General features: G+C 53.0%; 12 protein-coding genes and 1 riboswitch. Of the genes, 8 read left to right on the forward strand and 4 right to left on the reverse strand.

What is annotated here, in order from left to right; translation table 11 throughout:
- Positions 1 to 368 precede the first annotated feature (368 nt).
- The 6 genes from ilvG (at position 369) to acuI (ending at position 7,796) form a co-directional block, all read left to right on the forward strand.
- Positions 369 to 2,015 (forward strand): acetolactate synthase 2 catalytic subunit, encoded by a 1,647-nt coding sequence (ilvG, locus tag DYA43_RS13945; protein ID WP_020332584.1) that lies wholly within the window; start codon positions 369 to 371, stop codon positions 2,013 to 2,015.
- Between the two features lie 11 nt (positions 2,016 to 2,026).
- Positions 2,027 to 2,311: an acetolactate synthase 2 small subunit gene (gene ilvM, locus DYA43_RS13950; protein WP_014204160.1), complete on the forward strand. Its 285-nt coding sequence runs from the start codon at positions 2,027 to 2,029 to the stop codon at positions 2,309 to 2,311.
- Positions 2,312 to 2,322: 11 nt separating this feature from the next.
- The gene (gene ilvE / locus DYA43_RS13955; protein WP_020332585.1) at positions 2,323 to 3,264 is read left to right on the forward strand and encodes a branched-chain-amino-acid transaminase; all 942 of its coding nucleotides are present in this window, start codon (positions 2,323 to 2,325) and stop codon (positions 3,262 to 3,264) included.
- Positions 3,265 to 3,276: 12 nt separating this feature from the next.
- Positions 3,277 to 5,118, forward strand: a complete 1,842-nt coding sequence (ilvD, locus tag DYA43_RS13960; protein WP_020332586.1) for a dihydroxy-acid dehydratase — start codon at positions 3,277 to 3,279, stop codon at positions 5,116 to 5,118.
- Between the two features lie 3 nt (positions 5,119 to 5,121).
- Positions 5,122 to 6,654: a threonine ammonia-lyase, biosynthetic gene (gene ilvA / locus DYA43_RS13965; protein ID WP_061057050.1), complete on the forward strand. Its 1,533-nt coding sequence runs from the start codon at positions 5,122 to 5,124 to the stop codon at positions 6,652 to 6,654.
- Between the two features lie 161 nt (positions 6,655 to 6,815).
- Positions 6,816 to 7,796, forward strand: coding sequence for an acrylyl-CoA reductase (NADPH) (acuI, locus tag DYA43_RS13970; protein ID WP_020332588.1), 981 nt, complete (start codon positions 6,816 to 6,818; stop codon positions 7,794 to 7,796).
- 34 nt (positions 7,797 to 7,830) lie between these two features.
- Here the strand turns inward: acuI and DYA43_RS13975 are convergent, their stop codons facing one another.
- Positions 7,831 to 8,787: a LysR family transcriptional regulator gene (locus DYA43_RS13975; RefSeq protein ID WP_020332589.1), complete on the reverse strand. Its 957-nt coding sequence runs from the start codon at positions 8,785 to 8,787 to the stop codon at positions 7,831 to 7,833.
- Between the two features lie 135 nt (positions 8,788 to 8,922).
- Entirely contained in the window at positions 8,923 to 9,108 is a 186-nt protein-coding gene (locus DYA43_RS13980) for a hypothetical protein (RefSeq protein WP_024374367.1), read from the reverse strand.
- 137 nt (positions 9,109 to 9,245) lie between these two features.
- Here DYA43_RS13980 and tusA point away from each other — a divergent pair, with 137 nt between their 5' ends.
- Entirely contained in the window at positions 9,246 to 9,494 is a 249-nt protein-coding gene (gene tusA / locus DYA43_RS13985) for a sulfurtransferase TusA (RefSeq protein WP_020332591.1), read from the forward strand.
- 35 nt (positions 9,495 to 9,529) lie between these two features.
- Here the strand turns inward: tusA and DYA43_RS13990 are convergent, their stop codons facing one another.
- Complete coding sequence (locus DYA43_RS13990; RefSeq protein ID WP_020332592.1) at positions 9,530 to 9,790, reverse strand: hypothetical protein; 261 nt, start codon at positions 9,788 to 9,790, stop codon at positions 9,530 to 9,532.
- A 141-nt stretch (positions 9,791 to 9,931) separates the two neighbouring features.
- A complete protein-coding gene (locus tag DYA43_RS13995; RefSeq protein ID WP_020332593.1) occupies positions 9,932 to 10,486 on the reverse strand; it encodes a TMEM165/GDT1 family protein in 555 nt (184 codons plus the stop codon).
- 90 nt (positions 10,487 to 10,576) lie between these two features.
- Positions 10,577 to 10,692: riboswitch (yybP-ykoY riboswitch) on the reverse strand.
- Between the two features lie 213 nt (positions 10,693 to 10,905).
- Between DYA43_RS13995 and glyQ the strand changes: the two genes are divergently transcribed.
- Positions 10,906 to 11,823 (forward strand): glycine--tRNA ligase subunit alpha, encoded by a 918-nt coding sequence (gene glyQ / locus DYA43_RS14000; protein WP_061057051.1) that lies wholly within the window; start codon positions 10,906 to 10,908, stop codon positions 11,821 to 11,823.
- The last annotated feature ends 8 nt before the right edge of the window (positions 11,824 to 11,831 follow it).

The raw sequence follows: 11,831 nt of genomic DNA on the forward strand, positions 1-11,831 counted from the left end.
AGTTTTTGCTTGTCATGTAACGGAGATGTGTGTTACCACTAGAGACGCAAACAATTTCGTATGATATTACGACAACATTTAGAATTATTACGATGAACTTATACGCCCGTTTCAACTCTCTGATTAGCCTTATTATCGTGGTCCTGATTATGACCGCGCGGGGGCTTGTGGGCGCAAAATAAACACCAGATTCGAAAAACCCCCGCACTGAAAAGTCCGGGGGTTTTTTTACAACTGTTAGACTTAAAAAAAGCACATGCTGATGAATCTCTCATCAGACATGGCAGGAAGAATGGGGAGCAGCACATGAGGTGCAAGCACAACACAACAGAAAACAGCGAGTCGGATCGCTGTTCGGGAGGCTTACGATGACCGGAGCTCAATTAGTCGTAGCCGCATTAAAACAGCAGGGAATCAAAACCGTTTTTGGTTACCCCGGCGGCGCCATCATGCCAATCTATGATGCTTTGTATGATGGTGGTGTTGAACACATTTTGTGTCGACACGAACAGGGAGCCGCCATGGCCGCTATCGGCATGGCAAGAGCCACACAGGACGTGGCTGTATGTATGGCCACTTCCGGCCCAGGCGCTACCAACTTAGTCACCGGCCTTGCCGATGCCTTCCTCGATTCAGTCCCTCTCGTTGCAATTACCGGTCAGGTTGCCAGTTCTCACATCGGCACTGACGCCTTCCAGGAAATGGATGTGATTGGTATGTCACTCTCGTGTACCAAACACAGTTACCTCGTTACCGATATTAATGAACTTGCGCCAACCCTGGCGGAAGCATTTGAAGTCGCCAAAACCGGCCGTCCAGGCCCTGTGATCGTTGATATCGCTAAAGATGTGCAACTGGGTCAGGCGCCGGTTTCCGTTTTGCCCGCTTTTACTCCTCCTGCGATACCTCAGGTCGATCCACAGCAACTGGCGCAAGCGCAAGCGCTGCTGGCTCAAAGCAAACGTCCGGTATTGTATGTCGGCGGCGGTGTGCAACTGGCCAAAGCCACCGACACGGTACGCGAATTTCTGCGTCTCAATCCGATGCCATCGGTCAGCACATTAAAAGGCCTGGGCACCATCGAGCGTCACGATCCGCATTATCTTGGCATGCTGGGTATGCACGGCACCAAAGCCGGTAACTTAGTGGTACAGGAAAGCGATTTGCTGATCGTTGTTGGCGCACGTTTTGATGACCGTGTGACCGGTAAGCTGGATACCTTTGCACCCCACGCCAAAGTCATTCACATTGATATCGATGCGGCGGAATTTAACAAACTGCGTCAGGCCAATGCGGCACTGCGCGGCGACATCAACACCATTTTACCTCAGCTTGAACTGAGCCACGATATCTCGCCTTGGGTTCACCACAGTGAAAGCCTGCGCAGCGGATTCAAATGGCGTTACGACCACCCGGGTGAAGCGATTTTTGCCCCGCTGCTGCTCAAACAACTGTCTGACATGATGCCGGACAGCGCCATGGTGTCGACCGATGTCGGCCAGCACCAGATGTGGGCAGCGCAGCACATTCAGCCGCGCGATCCGCAAAACTTCATCTCATCCGCGGGCCTTGGCACCATGGGCTTTGGCCTGCCAGCTGCAATGGGTGCAGCGGTGGCTCGCCCGAATGACCAATCGATTCTCATCACCGGTGACGGCTCGTTTATGATGAACATTCAGGAACTGGGCACGCTTAAACGTCGCCAGATCCCGGTCAAGATGGTGCTGCTGAATAACCAGCGTTTGGGCATGGTGCGCCAGTGGCAATCGCTGTTCTTTGACGGCCGCCACAGTGAAACCATTCTCGATGACAACCCGGATTTCATCATGCTGGCGAAAGCCTTCGATATTCCGGGCAAAACCATCACCAGAAAAGAAGAAGTGGAACCCGCTCTGAAAGAGATGCTGGAGAGTAAAACCGCTTACCTGCTGCACGTTGCGATCGACGAAGAAGAGAACGTGTGGCCGTTGGTACCGCCAGGCGCGTCCAACAATGATATGTTAGAGAACACCTAGGAGACGCCATCATGCAAAGATACTTACTCGACATCAAAGCAGACGATAAACCGGTGCTGCTGGAGCGTGTTCTCCGTGTGGTTCGCCACCGTGGCTTTATCATTAAACAGGTAGCGGCAACGCAAAACCACGAAAGCAAAATTGCCAGTGTGGAAATCATCGTCGACAGCGATCGTCCGATAAACACACTGATTAACCAGATTGAGAAATTATGGGATATCCGCAGCGTTGATGTGACCCCCATCAAGAGCAACGAGCTCCCAAATAACAACTTACAACAAAAGATTTGTGCTTAAGGAAGGCAATCATGGCAACTAAAACTGCAGATTATATTTGGTTCAATGGTGAACTGATGCCATGGGCAAACGCGACCGTTCACGTGTTGACCCATGCCATGCACTACGGCACCTCCGTATTTGAAGGCGTGCGCTGCTACAACACGCCAAAAGGTCCGATCATTTTCCGTCACCGTGAGCATGCTCAGCGCCTGATTGATTCTGCCAAGATCTACCGCTTCCCGATTCCGTATTCTCAGGAAGAGATCATGGAAGCCACCCGCGAAACACTGCGCGCCAACAAACTCGACAGCGCCTACATTCGTCCGCTGGCGTTTGTCGGCAACGTGGGCCTTGGCGTGTGTCCGCCGGCTGGCACCGAAATGGAAGTCATCATCGCCGCATTCCCTTGGGGCGCCTATCTGGGTGAAGAAGCGCTGGAAAATGGCGTGGATGCGATGATCTCCAGCTGGCACCGCGCCGCACCAAACACCATTCCAACCGCGGCCAAAGCGGGCGGTAACTACCTGTCTTCTCTGCTGGTAGGCGGTGAAGCACGTCGTCACGGCTACGCAGAAGGGATTGCACTGAGCGTGGATGGTTACCTGTCTGAAGGCGCGGGCGAGAACATTTTTGTGGTCAAGAACGGCGAGATCCTGACGCCACCGACCACCAGCTCAATCCTGCCGGGCATCACACGTGATTCGATCATGACGCTGGCCAAAGACATGGGCTATGAAGTGCGTGAAGCCAATATTTCCCGTGAAGCCCTGTACCTGGCCGACGAAGTGTTCATGACTGGCACGGCAGCGGAAATCGTACCGGTGCGCAGCATTGACCAAATCACCGTTGGTATCGGCAAACGCGGTCCTGTGACCGAAGCGATGCAGAAGGCCTACTTCGGCCTGTTCAACGGCACCACGGAAGATAAGTGGGGCTGGTTGGATTACGTATACCCAGAGCAAGCGAAGTAAGGAGACAAGATTATGCCTAAGTATCGTTCGGCCACCACCACTCATGGACGCAACATGGCTGGTGCACGCGCACTGTGGCGCGCAACCGGTGTGAAAGAAGAAGATTTCGGTAAACCGATTATTGCCGTGGTGAACTCATTCACCCAGTTCGTGCCGGGTCACGTCCATCTCAAAGACCTCGGTCAGATGGTGGCGCGTGAAATCGAAGCCGCGGGCGGCATCGCCAAAGAATTCAATACCATTGCGGTCGATGACGGTATCGCAATGGGCCACGGCGGCATGCTTTACTCGCTGCCATCACGAGAACTGATCGCCGACTCGGTGGAATACATGGTGAACGCCCACTGCGCCGACGCCATGGTGTGTATCTCCAACTGTGACAAAATCACCCCGGGAATGCTGATGGCGTCCATGCGCCTCAATATTCCGACCATTTTTGTCTCTGGCGGTCCGATGGAAGCGGGTAAAACCAAGCTTTCCGATCAAATCATCAAGCTCGATCTGGTGGATGCCATGATTCAGGGTGCCGATCCAAACGTTTCGGACGAGCAGAGCCAGCAAGTGGAACGCTCTGCGTGTCCGACTTGTGGGTCGTGCTCGGGCATGTTTACCGCCAACTCCATGAACTGTCTGACCGAAGCGCTGGGCCTTTCTCAGCCGGGCAACGGCTCACTGCTGGCCACGCACGCGGATCGTAAAGAGCTGTTTTTGAGTGCTGGTCGTCGCATCGTCGATCTGACCAAGCGTTACTACCAGCAAGAAGATGCCACCGCACTGCCACGCAACATCGCCACCAAAGATGCGTTCGAAAACGCGATGGCGCTGGATATCGCGATGGGCGGCTCGACCAACACCGTGCTGCACCTGCTGGCCGCGGCGCAAGAAGGTGAAGTGGATTTCGACATGACCGACATCGATCGCATGTCACGTCAGGTTCCGCACCTGTGTAAAGTGGCACCATCGACGCAGAAGTATCACATGGAAGATGTGCACCGCGCAGGTGGCGTGATGGGTATTCTGGGTGAACTGCAACGCGCAGGCCTGCTGCATGATGACACGCGTACCGTGCTGGGCATTTCGCTTGCCGAGCAGTTGGCACAATACGACGTCAAACAAACCGACTCTGAAGCTGTGAAAACCTTCTTCCGCGCAGGACCAGCGGGCATTCGTACCACTCAGGCATTCTCGCAAGATTGCCGTTGGGACACGCTGGATGACGACCGTCAGGAAGGCTGTATTCGTACCAAAGAGCATGCATTCAGTCAGGATGGTGGTCTGGCGGTACTGAAAGGCAACATTGCCCTTGATGGCTGTATCGTCAAAACCGCCGGCGTGGACGCCAGCATTCTTAAATTTGAAGGCCCAGCCGTGGTGTTTGAAAGCCAGGAAGATGCGGTTGAAGGCATTCTGGGCGGCAAAGTCAAAGCCGGTGATGTGGTCGTCATTCGTTACGAAGGCCCTAAAGGCGGTCCGGGCATGCAGGAAATGCTCTACCCGACCACCTACCTCAAATCCATGGGCCTTGGCAAAGCGTGTGCGCTTCTGACCGACGGCCGTTTCTCCGGCGGGACGTCGGGTCTGTCGATTGGTCACGCCTCTCCGGAAGCGGCGAACGGCGGTGCGATCGGTTTGGTGAAAAATGGCGATACCATCGCGATCGACATTCCGAATCGTTCGATTGTGCTGCAAATCTCTGATGCAGAGATGGCGGCGCGTCGCGAAGCGCAAGATAAACTCGGCTGGAAACCGGTCGATCGTCAACGTGAAGTCTCTTTTGCACTTAAAGCTTACGCCAGCATGGCAACCAGTGCTGACAAAGGAGCGGTGCGAGACAAATCCAAGCTAGAGGGCTAGCTTATGACGCTCACTCAACAAACTGGCGCAGATTACCTGCGCCAGATATTGCGTGCGCCGGTGTATGAAGTGGCGAACGTGACTCCCCTGCAAGCCATGCCGCGTCTGTCGGCGCGCATTGGTAATCAGGTGCAAATCAAACGTGAAGACCGCCAGCCGGTGCATTCGTTCAAACTGCGCGGCGCGTACAACATGGTGGCCAGTCTGACGGAAGAACAGAAAAATGCCGGCGTGATCGCCGCATCCGCAGGCAACCACGCTCAGGGTATGGCGCTCTCTGGCACCAAACTGGGCATTCGTACCACTATCGTCATGCCTCGCACCACGCCGGACATCAAAGTCGAAGCGGTGCGCGGCTTTGGCGGCAATGTCGTACTGCACGGCAGCAACTTTGATGAAGCCAAAGCCGAAGCTGAGCGCTTGTCGCAGGAATGTGGCTACACCTTTGTGCCACCGTTCGATCACCCGCTGGTGATTGCTGGTCAGGGCACCATCGGCATGGAAATGCTGCAGCAAAACGGCCATCTCGATTACATCTTTGTGCCCGTCGGCGGTGGCGGCCTCGCGGCAGGTGTTGCGGTGCTGGTCAAACAGCTGATGCCGGAAATCAAAGTGATTGCGGTTGAGCCGGAAGATTCGGCCTGCCTCAAAGCAGCGCTGGATGCCGGTGAACCAGTGGTGCTCGATCAAGTCAGCATGTTTGCCGACGGCGTAGCCGTAAAACGCATCGGCGATGAAACGTTTCGTCTGTGTCAGCAGTATCTCGATGGCCACATTACCGTGTCCAGCGATGAAATCTGTGCGGCGGTAAAAGATATTTTCGAAGACACCCGCGCCATTGCCGAACCGTCTGGCGCGCTGGCTCTGGCAGGGCTGAAGAAATTTGCAGAACAGAATGGGCTGAAAGATAAGCAACTGGCGACTGTGCTGTCCGGCGCCAACACCAACTTTCACGGTTTGCGCTACGTGTCCGAACGTTGCGAACTGGGTGAGAAACGTGAAGGTCTGCTGGCGGTCACCATTCCAGAGCGCAAAGGCGCGTTCTTTGAATTTTGCCAAATCATCGGCGGCCGGGCGGTCACCGAGTTCAACTACCGCTACAGTGACGACCAACTGGCTAACATTTTTGTCGGTGTGCGTCTGATGGGCGGTCAGGAAGAGCTGAAAACCATCATTCACGAACTGCGTCAGTCCGGTTATCCGGTTCAGGACCTGTCCGATGATGAAATGGCCAAACTGCACATTCGTTACATGATTGGCGGGCGTCCGTCCAAGCCACTCAGAGAACGTTTGTACAGCTTTGAGTTTCCGGAATATCCGGGCGCGCTGCTCAAATTCCTCAGCACGCTGGGTACCCACTGGAATATCAGCCTGTTCAACTACCGCAACCACGGTGCAGATTACGGCCGTGTGCTGTGTGGCTTTGAACTCAGTGATGACGATCTGTCGCGCTTCTCAGCGCATTTGGTCGAACTCGGTTATCACTATAAAGATGAAACCGACAACCCGGCCTATCGCTTCTTCCTCGCCAAATAAGACTCAAGCCACCCATTGCGGTGGCTTGTTTTTTCTCTCTTCGCAATACCCTTACTATGACTATGCTTTTTGCGCATAGATATAATGCTAAAGTTTCATTTAATTCATAGACCTATCAGATCTAGACTAGAGTTAATGTTTAGCCATGTGTGGAGAACCCCATGTTTCAAGCTTTGATTTTGAATCAAGAAGATAAACGTACTCTGGCCAGTATTGAGCAGATTGATGAAGCGCAGTTGCCGGAAGGTGACGTGCTGATCGCCGTCGATTATTCATCACTGAACTACAAAGATGGCCTGGCCATCACGGGCAAAGGCAAAATTATTCGTCAGTTTCCAATGGTGCCGGGCATCGATCTGGCAGGCAAAGTGATCAGCTCACAGGATGCACGCTATCAGGCAGGTGACGATGTGGTCCTCACTGGCTGGGGCGTGGGTGAAAACCACTGGGGCGGTATGGCGCAAAAAGCACGCCTCAAAGGTGACTGGCTGGTTCCGCTGCCACAAGGCTTTGATGGCAAACAAGCGATGATGATCGGCACCGCCGGTTTTACCGCGATGTTGTGTGTCCAAGCACTGCTCGATGCCGGTATCCAACCGCAGGACGGCGAAATTGTGGTGACTGGCGCCAGTGGTGGTGTGGGTTCTGTCGCAGTGACTCTGCTGGCCACGCTGGGTTATCGAGTGGCCGCGGTGACCGGTCGCGCGGAACAAAACGGTCCGCTGTTAGAAAAACTGGGCGCGAGCCGCATCATCGACCGCAGCGAGTTTGAAGAGCCAGCACGCCCGCTGGAAAAACAAGTGTGGGCTGGTGCGATTGATACTGTTGGCAGCAAAGTGCTGGCGAAAGTCCTGGCACAGATGGACTACAACAGCGCCGTTGCCGCGTGTGGTCTGGCGGGTGGTTTTGATCTGCCCACCACGGTCATGCCATTTATTCTGCGCAACGTGCGCCTGCAAGGTGTCGATTCGGTCAACTGTCCGCGCGAAAAACGCATTGCCGCATGGGAAAAACTGGTAGAGCTGCTGCCTGCGAGTTACTTCGAGCAAGCGTGTACCGAAATTGGTCTGGAGCAAGCGCCGCAATACGCGCAAGATATCACTAATGGTCAAGTCACCGGCCGCGTGGTGATCAAGCTGTAATTTTCGCGCTCACGACATTCTCTATCTCAAGGCCCTAATCGGGCCTTGATTCGTCTAAGCCCATATCTTCAACCCGCTTGGCAATCAATTTGCTGCACTCCTCCTTCACCATGCTACGCAGCCACTCCTGCGCCGGGGAATGTTCGCAGCGCGGATGCCAAATCATCGAATAATCGAACGGCGTAAAGGAAAACGGCAGTGGCTTCACCACTAGGTCATAACGTTCCGCGACCAGATACGCCAAGTCTGCCGGTACCGTGATGATCAGCGGCATGGTGTCGATAATCGCCAACGCCGCTTCCAAGTGATACGCCCTGAGCACCATTCGTCTGGAAGGTAATCCTTCCAACGCCTGATCAAGCAGCGCTTTTACCCCATCACTGATGGCAATCATTGCATGAGGGAAATCGAGATAATCCTGCAAGGTCATCGACTGCTGCGCCAACGGATGGTGACGCGAGAGTAAGCACAGCACCCCGACACGCCCCAGCACTTCACTTTGCAGCGGTTCGACCGAACGAATCAGACGACAAATCGCCAGATCGGCGCCATCGTAAGTGAGCTGATCCACTAAGCGCTCGTGTTGCAGCGGCAGAAACTCAAACGCCACATTGGGCGCTTCCTGATAAATACGCGGCAACGCAAACGGCAAAATGGTCTGCATCGCGTAATCAGTGGTCGCAATGGTAAACGTCTGAGCACAGGACTTGGGATCAAACTCGGCTGGTGACAACAATTGACGCAGGCTTTCCAGCGGCTCACCGAGTTCACGGTTAAACGCCAGTGCTTTTTCGGTCGGGATCAGATGCTGCCCCTGACGGGTAAACAGCGGATCATCAAGCAGGCTGCGCAGGCGGCCAAGCACACGACTCATGGCTGACTGACTGAGATTAAGCCGCTCCGCCGCTTTACTGACGCTGCACTCTTCCACCAAAACCCGCAATGCAATCAACAGATTGAGATCGCGGCGATAAATATCTTCCAATTCCACACTGAAGTCCGGGGTTTATGACGAATAGGGAGAGTGTAACCAATAGGCAAAAAAAATCCCGCCTTTCGGCGGGGAAGCCCAAGAAAAATGGGGATAGTGTCGGAATGTAATTGAGCGTAGTTTGACAAGTGTGTGTTAATGTTCTTGCTCACCAGATGCACCTTGCCAGCGATGCATCTCGAGCCAAATCCCAAATATCGAAGCACTCACGCCGAGTAGCGGCATTAATGAGGTTTCGGCTGGTGATCGCATCACAAGGGCGCAAAAGGAAATAAAACACAGAACCGAGTAGATGGTCAGTCTGTCCAGTGCTGTCAACATATTGCACTCCTTAGCGATTTGTTACCAACTTGTTAACCAAATTAAAACAAAAAGATCACTTTGCCAAGCGCTTATTGAATATTTTTTCCTCGCCAGTATTATCTAGGCCTAATTTGTGACATCCATTAGGTTTGACCATGACTTTTAATCCTGAATTAGCCACGTTAGTTTTAGAAGCGGAAGGATTACGCTGCCCAGAGCCAGTGATGATGGTCAGGAAGACGATTCGTACGATGAAAGACGGTGAAGTGTTGCTGATCAAAGCCGATGACCCATCGACGACACGCGACATTCCGAGCTTCTGCCGCTTTATGGATCATCAGCTGCTCGCGGCAAAGACCGACGAGCTGCCCTACCAGTACCTGATAAAAAAAGGGCTGGAGTAGAGAGACAAAAAAGGCTGCCAATGGCAGCCTTTTGTTTATTCTTGCTGTTCGATTGAGCGGATTTCCGCCTGCAAACGATGAATCTGCTTTTGCATCGCGCGCATTTCTTCATGCATCGGAATGATGTGAGCCACTCGAATCCAAGACTCAACCGTAAGTCCGGCCATAATGATGGCACCCGCCACCATCGGTAACCACATATCCGTTAACGACATGCCAAGCAAAGTTAACGCCAAACCAAAAGTAAACAAGTAACTCTGACTTTTAGCGCTCATTCCCATATAACGTGTCAGCATACACCTACCCTCTCGCGATGATGGTTGACCTTTACACTAGCATGACAAGTATGACACGAATATGGCGAATATCACGCTCTGCACCGGAAATCATCAGAGCGTGATCTGTGCTAATGGTTTGTTTCAACGAACGTTTATTTTTCAGAAAAACGCCGCGCCAACCGCTAACGCCGCAAACAGCGCTGCGGTCACTTTACGGATCAGCCCCAGCGGCATTTTGTCGGCCGACAATTTACCGATCAGCACCACTGGCACGTTCGCCAGCAACATACCGATGGTGGTGCCGAGCACGACCCACGACAGAGCATCCGCGTACTGCGCCCCCAGAATCGAAGTCGCGATCTGGGTTTTGTCGCCAATTTCCGCCACAAAAAACGCAATGAAGCTGGCGACAAACGGGCCACGGTTGGAAATGTCTTCGTCATCATCGAGTTTATCCGGGATCAGTACCCAGGCGGCCATCGCCAAAAAGCTCACCACCAGCACCCATTTCAATACGTCAGGCGACAGATAATCGGCCACGACAACCCCGAGCCACGCCGCCAAGGCATGGTTGGCGATAGTAGCCAGAAAAATAGCAGCAATAATAGGGATCGGTTTACGGTATCGACTGGCGAGTAATAACGACAAAAGCTGGGTTTTATCCCCGATTTCGGCCAGTGCAACAGTAGTAATAGAGATAGCTAAAACGCTCACGACTTGCTCATTGGGGCAGGGATAATTATATAACCATAGACAAACAGACACGCCCCACCCCGGTTCGTGATGTTTGTCTAAGGTCTTGCTAAACCCGGTAGGCACCGAGTCTCGAACGCCATGGTGATTGTGCACCAATTGTGTTGACGAACGAACCGACCAAATGAAGTGATTTGATCGATAAGCTACTCCCCAAAGACGGGATGAATTCTATCCAGCCTCGCCACGAATCTCAACCCCAAGATGGCGAAAAGCCGCAACATTGAGAAATTTGCGCCGCTTAAACGACAAAAACTCCATTAAAAGAGATTTTCGCCGATTAATTAAGCAAGATTTCCTCTACTTTGTCGGGGAATAACTCGGTATACTTGATCGTTATTTTTTATCAATTCAGACAGAAGAATCGCGCGAACCTGACTATGCAAAAATACGATATCAAAACCTTTCAGGGTATGATCCTCGCGCTGCAGGATTATTGGGCCCAACAAGGCTGTACCATTGTTCAACCATTAGATATGGAAGTGGGCGCAGGTACGTCTCACCCAATGACATGCTTGCGTGCTCTTGGTCCTGAGCCAATTGCCACGGCGTATGTTCAGCCATCACGTCGTCCGACTGACGGCCGCTACGGTGAGAACCCAAACCGTCTGCAACACTACTACCAATTCCAGGTCATCATTAAACCGTCACCAGACAACATTCAGGAACTGTACCTGGGTTCTCTGGAAGTGCTGGGCGTTGACCCACGTGTACACGACATTCGCTTCGTGGAAGACAACTGGGAAAACCCAACGCTGGGCGCTTGGGGTCTGGGCTGGGAAGTGTGGCTGAACGGCATGGAAGTGACGCAGTTTACTTACTTCCAGCAAGTAGGCGGCCTGGAGTGTAAACCGGTAACGGGTGAAATCACTTACGGTATTGAGCGTCTGGCCATGTACATTCAGGGCGTGGATTCTGTGTATGACTTGGTATGGACCGATGGCCCTCTGGGTAAAGTCACCTACGGTGACATCTTCCACCAAAACGAGGTGGAACAGTCTACTTACAACTTCGAACATGCGGATGTTGATTTCCTGTTCACCTTCTTCGATCAGTGCGAAAAAGAGTGTGTCCACCTGTTGGAACTGGAAAAACCGCTACCATTGCCAGCGTACGAGCGCATTCTGAAAGCGGCGCACGCGTTCAACCTACTGGATGCGCGTAAAGCGATCTCCGTAACCGAGCGTCAGCGCTACATTCTGCGTATTCGCAACCTGACCAAGTCAGTTGCCGAAGCTTACTACGCATCTCGTGAAGCTCTGGGCTTCCCAATGTGTAAAACGTCCGAAGAGAAGTAAGGGGAAGA

The organism is Vibrio fluvialis (genome assembly GCF_900460245.1).
Lineage (GTDB): Bacteria > Pseudomonadota > Gammaproteobacteria > Enterobacterales > Vibrionaceae > Vibrio > Vibrio fluvialis.